The sequence below is a fragment of the Methylosinus sporium genome (genome assembly GCF_003113265.1).
GTDB lineage: Bacteria > Pseudomonadota > Alphaproteobacteria > Rhizobiales > Beijerinckiaceae > Methylosinus > Methylosinus sporium.
The window spans coordinates 15388-30769 of the sequence record NZ_PUIV01000008.1 but is presented as its reverse complement, the minus strand read 5'-3'; the positions used below and the strand labels follow the sequence as shown (position 1 = coordinate 30769).

At 65.0% G+C, this 15382-nt stretch carries 17 protein-coding genes; 12 read left to right on the top strand and 5 right to left on the bottom strand.

The window, feature by feature from the left end:
* Positions 1–17: 17 nt before the first annotated feature.
* The 4 genes from C5689_RS07840 to C5689_RS18835 form a co-directional block, all read right to left on the bottom strand.
* Positions 18–908, bottom strand: coding sequence for a cupin-like domain-containing protein (locus C5689_RS07840; protein WP_108916720.1), 891 nt, complete (start codon positions 906–908; stop codon positions 18–20).
* A gap of 143 nt (positions 909–1051) precedes the next feature.
* Positions 1052–1276: an MbtH family protein gene (locus tag C5689_RS07835; RefSeq protein ID WP_108916719.1), complete on the bottom strand. Its 225-nt coding sequence runs from the start codon at positions 1274–1276 to the stop codon at positions 1052–1054.
* Between the two features lie 14 nt (positions 1277–1290).
* Positions 1291–2778, bottom strand: a complete 1488-nt coding sequence (locus C5689_RS07830; protein WP_108916718.1) for a diaminobutyrate--2-oxoglutarate transaminase — start codon at positions 2776–2778, stop codon at positions 1291–1293.
* Positions 2779–2964: 186 nt separating this feature from the next.
* Positions 2965–3117, bottom strand: a complete 153-nt coding sequence (locus C5689_RS18835) for a hypothetical protein (RefSeq protein WP_244594627.1) — start codon at positions 3115–3117, stop codon at positions 2965–2967.
* A 450-nt stretch (positions 3118–3567) separates the two neighbouring features.
* Between C5689_RS18835 and dusA the strand changes: the two genes are divergently transcribed.
* Positions 3568–4569, top strand: coding sequence for a tRNA dihydrouridine(20/20a) synthase DusA (dusA, locus tag C5689_RS07820; protein ID WP_108916717.1), 1002 nt, complete (start codon positions 3568–3570; stop codon positions 4567–4569).
* A gap of 4 nt (positions 4570–4573) precedes the next feature.
* Here dusA and cobS read toward each other — a convergent pair whose 3' ends face one another.
* Positions 4574–5347, bottom strand: coding sequence for an adenosylcobinamide-GDP ribazoletransferase (cobS, locus tag C5689_RS07815; RefSeq protein WP_108916716.1), 774 nt, complete (start codon positions 5345–5347; stop codon positions 4574–4576).
* A gap of 221 nt (positions 5348–5568) precedes the next feature.
* Here cobS and C5689_RS07810 point away from each other — a divergent pair, with 221 nt between their 5' ends.
* From C5689_RS07810 to C5689_RS07760, 11 genes are all read left to right on the top strand, one after another.
* On the top strand, positions 5569–6549 hold the full coding sequence (locus tag C5689_RS07810) for an SPFH domain-containing protein (protein ID WP_108916715.1): 981 nt from the start codon (positions 5569–5571) through the stop codon (positions 6547–6549).
* A gap of 7 nt (positions 6550–6556) precedes the next feature.
* Positions 6557–7024 (top strand): NfeD family protein, encoded by a 468-nt coding sequence (locus tag C5689_RS07805; protein ID WP_108916714.1) that lies wholly within the window; start codon positions 6557–6559, stop codon positions 7022–7024.
* Positions 7025–7281: 257 nt separating this feature from the next.
* Complete coding sequence (lnt, locus tag C5689_RS07800) at positions 7282–8973, top strand: apolipoprotein N-acyltransferase (RefSeq protein ID WP_108916713.1); 1692 nt, start codon at positions 7282–7284, stop codon at positions 8971–8973.
* Positions 8974–9095: 122 nt separating this feature from the next.
* A complete protein-coding gene (locus C5689_RS07795) occupies positions 9096–9539 on the top strand; it encodes a helix-turn-helix domain-containing protein (RefSeq protein WP_108916712.1) in 444 nt (147 codons plus the stop codon).
* 153 nt (positions 9540–9692) lie between these two features.
* Entirely contained in the window at positions 9693–10880 is a 1188-nt protein-coding gene (metK, locus tag C5689_RS07790) for a methionine adenosyltransferase (RefSeq protein ID WP_108916767.1), read from the top strand.
* A 51-nt stretch (positions 10881–10931) separates the two neighbouring features.
* Positions 10932–11666 carry a tRNA (guanosine(46)-N7)-methyltransferase TrmB gene (gene trmB / locus C5689_RS07785; RefSeq protein ID WP_108916711.1) on the top strand — a complete coding sequence of 245 codons (735 nt, stop codon included), beginning with the start codon at positions 10932–10934 and terminating at the stop codon, positions 11664–11666.
* Between the two features lie 22 nt (positions 11667–11688).
* Positions 11689–12582, top strand: coding sequence for a thioredoxin (gene trxA, locus C5689_RS07780; protein ID WP_108916710.1), 894 nt, complete (start codon positions 11689–11691; stop codon positions 12580–12582).
* A gap of 46 nt (positions 12583–12628) precedes the next feature.
* Positions 12629–13297 (top strand): LON peptidase substrate-binding domain-containing protein, encoded by a 669-nt coding sequence (locus tag C5689_RS07775; protein ID WP_108916709.1) that lies wholly within the window; start codon positions 12629–12631, stop codon positions 13295–13297.
* A gap of 164 nt (positions 13298–13461) precedes the next feature.
* A complete protein-coding gene (locus C5689_RS07770; RefSeq protein WP_108916766.1) occupies positions 13462–13686 on the top strand; it encodes a Trm112 family protein in 225 nt (74 codons plus the stop codon).
* 6 nt (positions 13687–13692) lie between these two features.
* Complete coding sequence (locus tag C5689_RS07765; RefSeq protein WP_108916708.1) at positions 13693–14556, top strand: acyl-CoA thioesterase; 864 nt, start codon at positions 13693–13695, stop codon at positions 14554–14556.
* 476 nt (positions 14557–15032) lie between these two features.
* Positions 15033–15371 carry a P-II family nitrogen regulator gene (locus C5689_RS07760; RefSeq protein WP_108916707.1) on the top strand — a complete coding sequence of 113 codons (339 nt, stop codon included), beginning with the start codon at positions 15033–15035 and terminating at the stop codon, positions 15369–15371.
* Positions 15372–15382 lie beyond the last annotated feature (11 nt).

Here is a 15382-nt window from a genome sequence, read left to right as displayed (position 1 = left end):
CTCGAGAACAGAGTCATTCAAGAGACGTAATTCAGATAGGGTCGATAGTACGGCAGCAGCCGCTTCGCGGAGACGCCGCTCCACAATCCAAATGCGATGATCATGTTGTAGTAGACATTCTTTGCCGGCATTCCGCGCGCGAAGGCCAGCGCTCCACGCAGAGCGCTGGCCTTCGTATGCCAGTCCACATTGAACGAGAAAGCGCAATCGAGGCTGCGCACATGATGGAGCACGCCCGGCGGCATGTATAGGACGTCGCCAGGTTCGACGACGACTTCCGTCGGATTCGCCAGTCGATAGAGTGGATGCCGAATGCAATCTGGCCTTTCGACGTCGACCGCGCACCATCGCCAATTATAGGGATAGCAATATTCGATTTGCTCGTGAGGAAGGAGCGTGAATTTTTTTCTGCCCAGCACTTGGAAGAACAAATTATGAGTCAACAGGCAATCGAAATGCAACGGCGTCATACTTCCCGAGGGTCCGAGAAAGAGCTGCGCGAATGTCGACCACTCTGCGCCGTACCACGCCGGAAAGAAATCTGCGGGAAACCCTTCGAGATCGGCGCCCGCTTCTGGCAATATGCTCTCGAGCGGCACATCGTGCAGATAGGCCGGTCTTTGCGCCGTCGAGTCGCTTTCGCGTCGCGATTCATAGAACTCCAGAGCGTCGACATAGTCGCCCAGCAGCGCCTGGTCGAGACATATTCCTGAAGGCCCCCACTTCTTGAGGATCACGTTCCGGTCGCCGGCGCGGCGTCGTAGATGCTCCAGATTCCAGAGCGAGAACGCCGCGCAGCCCTTCAGTCCGCCCGAGACGACCACCGGTCGTCGCAAACGAACGTAGTTCTCGACGAACTCGTCGGGAGACAACTGGTCCAGCCGATCGACGCGAAATGCCATCGTCATCTGTCCAACCCTTGATCGGATTACAATCAGGCGATCGGCCGGATCATGGGCCGTTCGAAAACAACGAATTCTGCTCGCGGCGAAGTCGCAAGGGCGGCGGTCGACCGGCGATCGTCGAAACCCGCAGCGCGTCGGCGCCCCGCTCAGGCTTCTCGCGCTTCGGCTTTCGCCATCTGCTCACGTAGACTGAGAGGACGCATGTCGGTCCAGACCTCATTGACGTAGGCGAGACATACGGCCTTGAGCCCTGTCTTGCCGACGGCTCGCCAGCCTTTCGGAATGTCCTTGTACTCCGGCCAGATCGAATATTGTTCTTCGTGATTCACGACGACGGTGTAGATGGCGTTTTCGTCTTCTTCCCAAGCCATGATGAAAGGCCTCCCTAGCATACCGTCTCCGCGGCTCGGACGGCTTCCTGAAAGCGATCGACGATCGCGTCGACGTCGGCCTCGGACGCGATCAGAGGCGGCAGAAACCGCACGACCGCGCCGCGCCTTCCGCCCAATTCCACGATCAATCCGCGGCGCAGACATTCATGCTGAATTTGACGCGCGAGGTTTGGAAATGGCGGCGGCGCGTGGCCAAGGGAGCCGACAGCATCCCTGTCGACGATTTCCACGCCGATCATGAGGCCACGCCCTCGGACGTCCCCGACGCAGCGCGCCTGCGTCGCGACGGAGCGGAGCGCCGCCAGCATATTTCGACCCATTTCCGCGGCATGGCGATCCAAGGCGCGATCGCGAATATGGCGGATCGTCGCCGCGCCGGCGGCAAAGGCGAGCTGGTTGCCGCGAAACGTCCCGGCGTGCGCGCCGGGCTTCCAATCGTCGAGATCGCGATGATACACGATGGCGGACAAGGGAAGTCCGCCGCCGATAGCCTTGGACAATACCAGCACGTCGGGCGTTATGGCCGCATGTTCGAATGCATAAAAACGCCCTGTGCGTCCGAGACCCGTCTGCACCTCATCCATGATGAGCGGAATGCCGCGACGTTTGGTCATGCTGCGTATTTTACGCAGCCACTCGTCCGGAGCCGGATTGACGCCGCCCTCGCCCTGCACCGCCTCGACGATCATCCCGGCCGGAAGCAAGACTCCGCTGTTGGGATCGTCGAGCATCGTCTCGATATATCGCGCTCCCATATCTGCGCCGGCGCTCCCGCCCAATCCAAAAGGGCAGCGGTAGTCCAAAGGATATGGAAGAAACTGAACCTCCGCCGACAATCCGCTGAGCGCGATCTTTGGAACGCTTTCGCCGCTGACGCTCAAAGCGCCATGGGTCATGCCATGATAGGCGCCATGGAACGCGACGATGCCTCTGCGGCCCGTCGCCGTCTTGACGAGTTTCAACGCCGCCTCGATGGCGTCGGCCCCCGACGGTCCGCAAAATTGTATCTTGAAGTTCTTCGCGAACTCCGGCGGCAGACTCTCGAAGAGGTCGCCGATGAAGCGATCCTTGAGAGGCGTCGGCAGATCGAGCGTCTGAAACGGGATCTCTTCGCTCAATGCGCTCTGAATCGCGTCGACGACGACCGCGTGATTATGACCGAGCGCGAGAGCGCCGGCTCCCGCCAGACAGTCGATATACTCCCTTCCCTCGACGTCTCGAACCCTCACGCCGCGACCCGATTTGAGCGCCAAGGGAAGCCGGCGCGGATATGTCCGCGCATTCGATTCGATCGCCTCCTGACGATCGAGATAGGCATTCCCGAAAGTCGGATAGAATGGACGCCACGCCGGTTCGGGGCTAGAACCGACGTCACTCGCGTTCAACGGCTCCGACGACTGCACGACATTGATCTTGCTCTGCGCCGCGATCGCGCCCGCGTCTATGAAATTTCTCTCGGAATGCAGCGATTCTTGCGACATCAGGCAAAGTCCTCTCACGGTGAGGTCGATGGCGACCTCACTTCGTCCGACGCAATCGCGTTCAAAATCGGTTCTTTCCCTTAGACGTATGAGATAGGCGAAACATGCCAATAAAGATCGGCGCATCGCGGTCGCGAAGCGCACGATCCTTTCCAACAGAATTGTCGGCTGTGGCGTCAAATCGGATCATGCGACGACGCGATCGATTTCGTCCTGCGTCGGCCGGCGATCACGCTCGTTTCCTTTCCCGACCAACCCCATACGGTTCAGCGCGATGCGTGCGAGATCGGTCGGCTCCGTCGAAAGCTGGATGCCGTGGACCGCCGCTGCGTGCGACATTTTCGTTTTGACGTCGCCGAGATCGATGCCGAGCGTGACGGGACCGGCTCCTTCCTTCGCTCTGTCTCGACCGAATTGAATGAGCCGCTATCGATCCAGCTCTGAAATATTCAATCGCCCGAGGCGAGATCCTCTCTATGGAGCCGGACGAGGTCTCCGAAGTTCGCGCCTCTTTGCGCGCCCGCTTCGACGACGGCGACTCGCCACGGTCGATCCGGCGCTCTATGTCGAGCGCCCACTCCTTTAGCGTCGCGCCGGCGGAGAAACGTCTCGTTGACGTATTTCCCCTTGCGCCGAACTCGAGCGCGCCAGGAGCCGGCCTCGAGCCTCGTGAAGGTCGCCATTTCGTGTGCGCTCTGTGTGCGCTGAGAAGTCGAAAAGGAGCGAAAAGTGTCGTATCGAGGCGTACCGGAAAGTGCGCACGACCCGACCCAGGGCCTCGAGAGCAGAATGAAATCGCTTACAAAACAAGATATTAGATTCTCTACCGCGCCTATGATGGAGTGGACGGACCGTCACTGTCGGTTCTTCCATCGGCTGATGTCGCGCCGCGCCCGGCTCTATACGGAGATGCTCACCACCGGCGCCGTGATCTTCGGCGATAGGGATCGGCTGCTCGGCTTCGACGCGGCGGAGCGGCCGCTCGCATTGCAGCTCGGCGGGTCCGATCCGGCCGATCTGGCCAAGGCGGCGCGCATCGCCGCGGCCTTCGGCTATGCCGAAATCAATCTCAATGTCGGATGTCCATCCGACCGCGTGCAGAATGGCGCTTTCGGCGCCTGTCTGATGCTGCGGCCCGATCTCGTGGGCGATTGCGTGAAGGCGATGAAGGACGCGGTCGATCTCCCCATCACCGTCAAATGCCGCATCGGCGTCGACGATCAGGAGCCGAGAACGGCGCTGTTCACACTCGCCGAGCGCGCCGTCGCAGCGGGCTGCGACGCGCTGATCGTCCATGCGCGCAAGGCTTGGCTCTCCGGCCTCTCGCCCAAGGAGAATCGCGACGTTCCTCCGCTCGACTATGGACTCGTCTATGAGCTGAAGCGCGCCTATGCCGATCTGCCCATCGCCATCAACGGCGGCATAGCGACGATCGAGGACATGCGCGCGCATCTCGCCCATGTCGATGGCGTGATGATCGGCCGCGCCGCCTATCATGAGCCGGAGCTTCTGCTCCGCGTCGACCCGGAACTCTTCGGCGAAGCGGCGCCGCTCGCGGACGGATTCGCCGCGGTGGAGGCGTTCATCCCCTACGTCGAGGCGCAATTGCGGCGCGGCGAGCGGCTCTCCAACATGACGCGGCACATGCTCGGCCTCTTCGCCGGCAAGCCCGGCGCGCGCGCCTTTCGTCGTCGTCTCGCCAGCGAGGCGGCGCGCCCCGGCGCCGGCGTCGAGACGCTGCTGTCGGCCGTCGACGAGGTGCGGCGCATGGCGGAGGCGGCGAGCGCCTGAGCGCTCAGCCGCCGCTCGAAAACACGAGCAGCGCCGCGATCTCGGCCGTCTGTTGCGCGCCGCCCAGCACGTCGCCGGTGAGGCCGCCGATCTGCCGCTCGGCGAGCTTGGCCGTCGCATAGGCGGCGCCGACGGACAGCGCGCCCGCGAGCAGCGCCGTCGCCGGCGAGACGCCCATTGCGATCGGCAGAATGGAGAAAGCGCTCGCCAGCAGCGCCGCCGTTTGCAACGCCTCCTTGAAAGGCCGCATGGCGGCGTGGCCGGCGCCGTCGGCGCGCGCGGGCGCGAGGACCATGATCGGCGTCAGCCCCGCCGTCCGGGAGAGCGCCGCGACGAAGACGAGGATCGCCGCCGCCTCGAAGGAGCCGCGCTGCGCGATCGCCGTCAGCGCGCCGATCCGCAGCGCCAGCGAGAGCGTCAGCGCCAGCGCGCCATAGGAGCCGAGGCGGCTGTCGCGCATGATCTCGAGCTTTTCTTCCCGCGACGCGCCGCCGCCGAAGCCGTCGGCGAGGTCGGCGAGCCCGTCCTCATGCAGCGCGCCGGTGGCGGCGATGAGCGCCGCCAGCGCCAGCGTGACGGCGAGGAAAGGCGGCAGGCCGAGTGCACGGGCGGCGAGCAGCGTCCCGGCCGGCGCAAGGGCGATCAGCGCGCCGGCGAGCGGCAGCGCCCGCACCGCCGTGCGGAAATCCGGCATCTCATGCCCGCGCGGCGCCGGAACCGGCAGGCGGGAGTAGAAACGCAGACAGGCGAGGAAGTCGTCGACGAAGGGGCGGAACATGGGGCTCCCTCATGACGCCAAAGCGGGGATTTGTCGAGAAGGGGCGATGTCGCCTCCCTTCGCGGCGCGGCGGCGCACGCCGTGATACTCTCGCCTCGTCGTCGTCGACGCGCGTTCACGCGATCGGCTGTGCGCCGACGCACGGCAAATTGCGCGGGAGCCGTTAGAACCCGAGCCGCCGCACACACGCGATTTCACGGAAGATACAAAGGAAAATCCCCATGGGCCTGCCTCTCCTGATCGCCGGCGCCGTCGCGCTCGCTCTGCTCGTTTTCGATCGCAATCTCGGGCTCGGCCTGCCGCTCGACCTCCTCCATAACCCTCTGTTCTGGCTCGCCTATGTCGTGGCGCTCACGCTCGCGACAATGGTGCGCTTCGTGCGCCAGCAGACCGTGCTCGTCATCGAGCGGCTCGGCCGCTACAATCGCACGCTCGGCGCCGGCATAAATTTCGTCTGGCCGATCGTCGAGCGCGCCGCCTACACTTTCGATCTGCGCGAGCAGGTGATCGACGTGCCCGAGCAGGACGCCATCACCAAGGACAACGCCACGGTGACGATCGACGGCGTGCTCTATTATAAGATCGTCAACGCCAAGGACGCCGCCTATGGCGCGCAGGACATCAGCCGCGCCATCATCAATCTGGCGCAGACCAGCATGCGCTCGGCGATCGGCTCCATGGAGCTGGACAAGACATTCGAGAATAGAAGCGAGATCAACGAGCGCGTCGTGCGCGCCGTCTCCGACGCCGCGCAGCTCTGGGGCGCGCATGTGACGCGCTACGAGATCAAGGACATAAAGATGCCCGAGTCGCTGCGCCAATCGATGGAGCGGCAGATGAAGGCCGAGCGCGACAAGCGCGCCGCCGTGCTCGAGTCGGAGGGCGTGAAGCAATCCGAGATCAACCGCGCCGAGGGCGAGAAGCAGGCCGCCATTCTTCGCGCCGAGGGTCAGGCGCGCGCCATCGAGCTCGTGCGCAAGCAAATCACCGAACAGGGCGGCGATCAGGCCGTGCAGCTCGAAGTGGCAAAATCGGCCATAGAGCAATATGGCCGCCTCGCCAAGACCGGCACCTCTCTCGTGCTGATGGGCGAGGGCGCCGACCCGGCGGGCTGGATCGCCAGGGCCATGGCGGTGCTGAAATCGGTGAACGCCGGCGCTGCGCCGCAGAGCCGCGCACAGCCTTGGCAGAAGAGCGAGTGAGCCGCCGATGGAGTTGTTGTACGACCCCGCCAATGCGAGCCTCGTCGTCGGTCTCGCGCTGCTCGCCCTCGACATAGCGGTGATCGGCCTGTCGCCGCTGATGTTCTTCGCCATCGGCGCGCTGGCGACGAGCGCGCTGCTCTATCTCACCGGCCTTCGGCCCTCTCTGCTGGAGACGGCCGCGCTCGCCGCGACGCTGAGCCTCGCCACCGCGCTCGTCGGGCGCAAGCCGCTGCAGCGCTTCCAAAATGCGGAAGTGCAGGAGGACACGAGCAGCGACCTCATCGGCCGCGAGCTGACGACGACGCATGAGGTGACGAAATCGGGCGGCGTCGTCTATTGGTCCGGCGTCGAATGGAGCGCCCGCCTCGCCGCGGACTCACGCGCGGACAGCCTCGCGCCCGGCGCGCGGGCGCGGGTGACGGCGATCGAAAATCTCGAGCTGGTGCTGACGCCGTCCGCGCCGGAGCGGTAGAGCGAGAAGCGAACCTGAAGGCTCGCGGTCCAGGGACGGCGCTGGGACCGCGAGCCCCGTTCTCTCAAAGCCCCTTCGGTTCCGATGAAGCGGTCCACGAGAGTCTTTCCGTGTTTCATTGAAACGCGGAAAGACTCTAGGCCTTTGTTTTGACGGGTTTCCAACGTCGAATCGGTGTCCACTTCGGCTGGAGACGCTAGGGCATAGCCGTCGGACGGGCTAAAGTCCGGCGCCACTTTCGAATCGAACGGATGCCCATGGAGCAGCAATTCCTCACCAAGACCTTCTCCGACGGCGCGCGGACGGGACCGACCCTGCCTCAGCGCATCATCCTTTCCGAGGGCTGGACGCGCCGCGCCATCGCCTTCGCGGCGGGGGCGGTGGGGGCGCTGGCGCTGGCGCCGGTCGATTTCGCGCCGGCCATGTTCGTGACCCTGTGCGTCGCGGTCTGGCTCATCGACGGCTCGGCGGCGGCGCGCGGCGATGGCGGATTCGCCCATCTCGCCGCCTCCATGCGCCGCGCGGCGGGCGCCGGCTGGTGGCTCGGCTTCGGCTATTTTCTGGCCGGGCTCTGGTGGCTCGGCGCGGCCATGCTGGTCGAGCCCGATCAATTCGCCTGGGCGCTGCCGCTCGCCGTCATCGGCGCGCCGGCGGTCCTGGCGCTGTTCCCGGCGCTCGGCTTCGCCCTGGCGCGGGCGCTGTGGTCGGGCGGCTCGGCGCGCATATTCGCGCTGGCGGCCGGCCTCGGCGCCTCGGAATTTCTGCGCGGCTCGCTGTTCACGGGCTTCCCGTGGAATGATTTCGGCATGGCGCTGGCCGCCGTTCCCTATCTCGATCAGACGGCCTCGCTCGTCGGGCTGCATGGGCTCGATATTCTCGCCGTCATTCTCTTCGCCGCGCCGGCGACGCTGATCGACGGCCGTCGCCGACCGACGCCGGCGCTCGCCCTCGCCATCGCCATCGCCGCCGCCATGGCGGGCTATGGCGGTCTGCGGCTCGGCGCCGGCGAGACCGAATATGTCGAGGGCGTGAAACTGCGGCTGATGCAGCCCAATCTCCCGCAGGACGCCAAATTCAAGCCCGAGAACGGCCCGGCCATTCTCGGCCGCTATCTCGAGCTCTCCGACCGCGCCGTCGCACCCGGCCGCTCCGGCGTCGCCGACGCGACCCATCTGATCTGGCCGGAATCGGCCTTTCCTTTCATTCTCTCGCGCGACCCGGACGCGCTCACGCGCATCGCGGCGACCATGCGCGGCGCTATTCTCCTCACCGGCGCCGCGCGGGTGGAGGAATCCGCTTCGGATGCGCGCCGCGCGGACGGCGAGCGGCGCACGAAAATCTTCAATTCGATTCTCGCCATTCGGGACGGCCGCATCGTCGCCGCCTATGACAAGACACATCTCGTGCCGTTCGGCGAATATCTGCCGCTCTCCAAACTGCTCGCGCCGCTCGGCGTCACCCAGCTCGTCCCCGGCGTCTGGGACGAAGGAACGGGCCCGCGTCGCTTCGCCGCTCCGGGCCTGCCGCTCGCCGCGCCGCTCGTCTGCTATGAGGCGATCTTTCCGGGCGAGACGGCGGAGCCCATGGGCGAGCGGCCGCAATGGCTGCTCAATGTCACCAATGACGGCTGGTTCGGCGCGACCAGCGGCCCCTATCAGCATTTCGCCCAGGCGCGTCTGCGCGCCATAGAGGAAGGGCTGCCATTGGCGCGCGTCGCCAATACCGGGATTTCCGCGCTCGTCGACCCCTATGGGCGCGTTCTCGAGCGCCTGCCGCTCGGCGTCGACGGCGTCATCGACGCGCGCCTGCCGCGAGCCATCCAATCCCCGCCCTTTGCCGCCCATCCTTTTCGCTGGACTTCAACGCTTTGGTTCTTCACAATAATTTTTGCCCTGTGCGGACGCTTGCGCGGCCGCTCGGGTTTGACCGCGTTTCGAGCCGGCTCCTGATAGGGCGCTCCTCGACAGCGCGGCGAATGCGCCCGCGCCAGCCATCGGCTCGGCGTAGCCCTATCGAGATCACCCCCTTCGACAAAAGGCCGGAGCGTCATGAGCAAAAGGAACCAGTCGCAGTGAAAAAGGCGCCCGATCCGATCGACCGGCATGTCGGAAGTCGCGTGCGCATGCAACGCATCCTTATGAAAATGAGTCAGGAGAAGCTCGGTGAGGCGCTGGGACTGACCTTCCAGCAAGTGCAGAAATACGAAAAAGGCACGAATCGTATCGGCGCCAGCCGATTGCAGCAGATTTCCAAGACGCTGAACGTGCCGCCCTCCTTCTTCTTCGAGGGCGCGCCGAGCGCCCAGCCCGCCACGGGCGAGGGCTTCGCGGAAGAGTCCTCCTCACAATATGTCGTCGATTTCCTCTCGACCGCCGAGGGGCTGCATCTCAATCGCGCCTTCGCCCGCATCAAGGATCCCAAGGTGCGCAAGCGCGTCATCGACCTCATCTCGACACTGGCCGAGCAGGAGAACGTCGCCAAGGAGCCGGAAGCCGGAGACGCGGCCTCCAAATGAGCCGCATGTCGGCGCGACGCCGCCCGAGTTCTCTATAAAGAACATTTCGGCACATACGGCTTGACGAAACGAACGCCGCCTGTACTGATTTGGGCGAATGGACGGGTCTGTCCGCCGGCGAACGGCGGAGCGGCGATTGGACGGAGATTGGATGTGACGCGACAGAACTATCTTTTCACCAGCGAGTCGGTTTCGGAAGGCCATCCCGACAAGGTCTGCGACCGCATTTCGGACGAGATCGTCGATCTGTTTTTTCGCGAGGGCGCCAAATTCGGCCTCGACCCCTATCAAATTCGCGTGGCCGCGGAGACGCTCGCCACCACCAATCGCGTGGTGATCGCCGGCGAGGTGCGCGGCCCGGCCATTCCCAAGGAGCAGATTGTCGACGTCGCCCGCAAGGCGATCAAGTCGATCGGCTATGAACAGGCCGGCTTCCATTGGCAGAACGCCGATGTCGAGGTCCTGCTGCACGCGCAATCCGCCGATATCGCGCAAGGCGTCGACGCCGCCGGCAACAAGGACGAGGGCGCGGGCGATCAGGGCATCATGTTCGGCTACGCCGTGCGCGAGACGCCCGATCTGCTGCCGGCGCCGATCTATTACGCGCACAAGATTCTCGAGAAGCTCGCCCACGCCCGCCACTCCGGCAAGGAGAAGGGCCTCGGCCCCGACGCCAAGAGCCAGGTCACGCTGCGCTATGAGAACGGCAAGCCGGTCGAGGCCACGCAGATCGTGCTCTCGCATCAGCATACCGACGAGAGTCTGACGCCGCAGGACGTTCGCGCCATCGTCGAGCCCTATATCCTCGAGGCGCTGCCGGCGGGCTGGGTGACGAAGGAGACGGTTTGGCACGTCAATCCGACCGGCAAGTTCCACATCGGCGGCCCGGATGGCGACGCCGGCCTCACCGGCCGCAAGATCATCGTGGACACCTATGGCGGAGCGGCCCCCCATGGCGGCGGCGCCTTCTCCGGCAAGGACCCGACCAAGGTAGACCGCTCGGCCGCCTACGCCGCCCGCTATCTGGCCAAGAATATCGTCGCCGCCGGCCTCGCCGATCGCGCGACGCTGCAGCTCTCCTACGCCATCGGCGTGGCCGAGCCGCTGTCGATCTATGTCGATCTGCACGGCACCGGCCAGGTTCCCGAGGACAAGCTCGAGGCCATTTTGCCGCAGGTCGTCCGCCTGTCGCCACGCGGCATTCGCGAGCATCTGCAGCTCAACAAGCCGATCTACGCCCGCACCTCGGCCTATGGCCATTTCGGCCGCACGCCGGACGAGGAAGGCGGCTTCTCCTGGGAGCGCACCGATCTCGTCGACGCGCTGAAGGCGCATTTCTGATCGACGAACGGCGGAAGAGACGAAGTCGAAGAAAACGCCGAAGACAAGGCCATGAACGATGAAATCGGCGGCGCGGCCCCTGTGGCGCGCCGCCTCTACGGCCGCAGCAAGGGCAAGGCGCTCCGCGCCGGTCAGGCGCGCCTGCTGCAAGAGCTTTTGCCGAAGCTGACGCTCGATCTTTCGCAGCCCTGTCCCTGCGCGAAGACCCTGTTTTCGACGCAGGTCGAGGACGTGTTTCTGGAAATCGGCTTCGGCGGCGGCGAGCATCTGATCGCCTCCGCGGCCGCCCGGCCCGATGTCGGCTTCATCGGCTGCGAGCCTTTCGTCAACGGAATGGCCAAGCTGCTCGCGCGGATCGACGCGCTCGGCCTCGCCAATATTCGCCTTCACCAGGGCGATGCGGCCGAGGTCGTCGGCTGGCTGCCGCAGGCGAGCCTCGGCCGAACCTTTCTCTTTTATCCCGACCCCTGGCCCAAGCGCCGGCATCGCAAGCGCCGCTTCGTCTCGAATGAGACATTGGCGGCGCTCGCCCATGTGCTGCGACCCGGCGGGGAATTGCGTTTCGCCACCGATATCGACGATTATGCCGGCTGGACGCTGGCGCGCGTCCGAGAGTCCACGGATTTTGCATGGACCGCGGCGGCCGCGGCGGACTGGCTGACGCCCTGGCGGGGCTGGACACAGACAAAATACGAGGCGAAAGCGATGGCGGCCGGACGCAAACCGGTCTATCTGACTTTCGAAAGGCGTCGAGGACGCGAACGAGGCCGAGCGAGCGACGCCTAGCTCTACGGCGGGAGACGGTGCGATGGCGGCGGAACTGACGGCGCAAGACGACGCCCGAACGACCGAAACGACGACGGCGAATTTCCGCGCCGATGTTTTGGAAGCGTCGCTGCGCCAGCCCGTGCTGGTCGATTTCTGGGCGCCCTGGTGCGAGCCCTGCAAGCAGCTTGCGCCCGTCCTGGAGCGGGCGGTGAAGGCCGCCGGCGGGCGCGTGAAGCTCGTCAAGATGAACATCGACGAGCATCCCGAGATCGCCGGCCAGCTCGGCGTCAAATCCATTCCCGCGGTCGTCGCCTTCCAGCGCGGACGGCCGGCGGACGGCTTTGTCGGCGCGCTGCCGGAAAAGCAGCTGCGCGGCTTCATCGAGCGGCTCGCCGGCCCGCTCGAGGACGAGGGAACCGACGATTTTCTCACTGCCGAGGCGCTGATCGGCGACGGCCAGATCGAGGCCGCCGAAGCGATCCTGTTGGAGCTCGTCGCGAGAACCCCGCCTTTCGCCAAAGCGGCGGCGGAACTCACCAGACTCTATGTGGAGCAGGATCGTCTCGCCGATGCGCAGGCGCTGCTCGACGGCCTCGCCGCCGCGGTCCGCGCCGATCCGCTGGTCGCAGCGGCGGCGGCGTCGCTCGAAAATGCGCTCGCCGCCTCCGATCTCGGCGAGATCGACGAGCTGCAGAAGCGCGTCGCTTTCGACCCCGACGACCTGCAGGCGCGCTTCGATCTCGCCCTCGCGCTCAACGCCAAGGGCGAGCGCGACGAGGCCGCCACCGCGCTGCTTGACATCATCCGAAAGGACCGTAGTTGGAGCGACGACGGGGCGCGGAAGCAGCTCATCCAATTCTTCGACGCCTGGGGGCCGCTCGACAAAGCGACAATAGGCGCGAGGCGACGCCTGTCGTCGCTGCTGTTCTCCTGATGCGAGCGAGTTTCTCGAGGAGTAGCGGCGAGCGCCGCTGACCGACATGAGCGTCAATCACCCCTATAGAGATTCGAGCGCGCTGCCGGGCGTCATTCCGGTGTTTCCGTTGACGCGCGCGCTGCTGCTGCCGCGCGGCGAGCTGCCGCTCAACATATTCGAGCCGCGCTATCTGGCCATGGTCGACGACGCCATCGCCTCGCAGCGCGTCATCGGCATGATCCAGCCCCTGCCCGGCCAGGACGAGCACGAGCAGACGCCCGTGCTGCATCGCATCGGCTGCGCCGGACGGATCACGCGCTTCTCGGAGACCGGCGACGGCCGCTATCTGATCTCGCTCACCGGCATAGCGCGCTTTCGCATAGAGGAGGAACTGCCGAGGACGCTGGCCTATCGGACCTGCCGGGTCGCCTATGACGATTTCCTCATCGACCTCGAGCCGGGCGCCGGCGAGGACGACGTCGATCGCACAGGGATGATCCGAATGCTGCGCGAATTCGCCGACGGATCGCAGCTCGACGTGGACTGGACCAGCATAGACGCCGCCCCCAATGAGGCGCTGGTCAATGCGCTCGCCATGATGAGCCCCTTCGGCTCGGACGAGAAGCAGGCGCTGCTCGAGGCAGTCGATCTGCGCTCGCGCGCCGAGATTCTCGTCGCGCTGGCCGAGCTCGATCTGGCCCAGAACAGCGACGATCCGCCGCAATTCCATTGAAAGTGCGCGAATTTCGATCATTGAACGTTTCCGTTCGATGGAAACGCGTCGAAACAAGAGCTTGGGATTTATCTGTCGTTCATCGACGCACGGAAAAATCCTGGAGACTTTTCCCGCCGCTGCGGCATATACCGCTTCTCTCTCGCCAGCAGAAAGGCGCCATGATGAGCGACAAATCCGAGAAGCGCGAGGGCGAGGACGCCTCCGCCTCCGAAGCGACCAAGGTCGATCCGCGTCTTTTGGAGATTTTGGTCTGCCCGCTGACCAAATCGACGCTCGAATATGATTCCGAACGCCAGGAGCTGATCTCCCGCTCCGCGCGGCTCGCCTATCCGATCCGCGACGGCATCCCCATCATGCTGCCGGAGGAGGCGCGGCAGGTCGACTGAGCCCTCATGGACGCGTCAAACCCAACGCGCGAATTGCTCGCGCTTCTCGACATAGAGCCGATCGGCGAGGACGCCTTCCGCGGCTACAGCCGCTCCAGATTTGCCCGCGTCTACGGTGGACAAGTGGTGGGTCAGGCGCTCGTGGCCGCGCAGCGCACCGTGCCCGCCGCCCGGCCCGCCCATTCGCTGCACGCCTATTTCATCCTGCCCGGCGACCCGAGGACGCCGATCGATTTTTTCGTCCAGCGCCTGCGCGACGGCAAGAGCTTCACGACGCGGCGGTGCGAGGCCAAGCAGAACGGCAGGACGATTTTTTCGATGGAGGCCTCGTTCCAGATCGACGAGCCCGGCCTCGAGCACGCGTTTGCGCCGCCGCAGGTCCCTGCGCCCGAAGGCCTGCCGACGAAAAGCGCTCTGGCCGAGCGATTCGCCGAATTTCTGCCGCTCGGCGCCTCGGAGTGCATCGCCGGCTCGCCCTCGGTGGATCTGCGCGTCGTCGATCCACACGGCTTTTTTTTGAACGACGCCGTAGCGGATACGCGGCAGTTCATCTGGTTCAGAATCGTCGATCGCATCGGCGACGATCTGGCGGAGCATCAGGCCCTGCTCGCCTATCTTTCGGACATGACGCTGCTCAATACGGCGCTCGTCAAGCACGGACGCACGATTTTCGACGAGCGGCTGCAGGTCGCGAGCCTGGACCACGCCCTATGGCTCCATCGGCCGTTCCGCGTCGACGAATGGCTGCTGTACACGCAGGACAGCCCGACCGCCGCCGGCGCGCGCACGCTGACGCGCGGGATGATCTTCAGCGCGGACGGGCGCCTGGTGGCCTCGGTCGCGCAGGAAGGTCTGATCCGCGACCACTAGTCGTCAGCCTCGGACGTATGCCTCGAGAAGCGACCTGAGGCTCGCTCTTCGCAACCCCCTCGACTCGTTCGGTCATGTTTCTTCAAGCGAAGCCGGCCCCACTTCGCTCGCTCGAAAACACTGCAATCGAAACTCGAGCAGGCTGCTGATTATTTAATAGGCGCCTGCCGCCTTTTTCCGGGCGCCTCCGCTTTCGCGCAATGAGGCCCCGCATATGAAGGCCTCCGGCAAAACGCCCCTCCCCCATGCGCGGCCGATCACTTCCGACGCCCTGCGGCGCTTCGCCACGGATTTGATTCGATTTGACGTTCTTTTCTGAATTGGCGCGCTCGGCGAAACCGGGCGAGAGCTGGCACGGCATTTGAAGGCTGGCGGCATGAGCACAACGGTGCTCGTCATGGCCCTCGCCACATTGGGCGCCGTCTCGCGATGCGAGCCGTCACAGCCATGTAGGTCCAGAACAACAGGATAGGCAGATGAAAATCGTGACAGCGATCATCAAGCCCTTCAAGCTCGATGAGGTCCGAGACGCGCTGACGAACATCGGCGTCCACGGTCTCACCGTGACAGAAGTCAAGGGATACGGGCGTCAGAAGGGTCATACCGAGATCTACCGCGGCGCGGAATACGCCGTCAGCTTCCTGCCGAAGCTGAAAATCGAGGTGGCCGTGACGTCCGAGCTCGTCGCCAAGGCCATAGAAGCGATCACGGCGGCCGCCCATACCGGCCAGATCGGCGACGGCAAGATTTTCGTCCTTCCCCTCGAGCAGACGATCCGCATCCGCACCGGCGAGCGCGACGCCGACGCGCTCTGACCCACTCACGA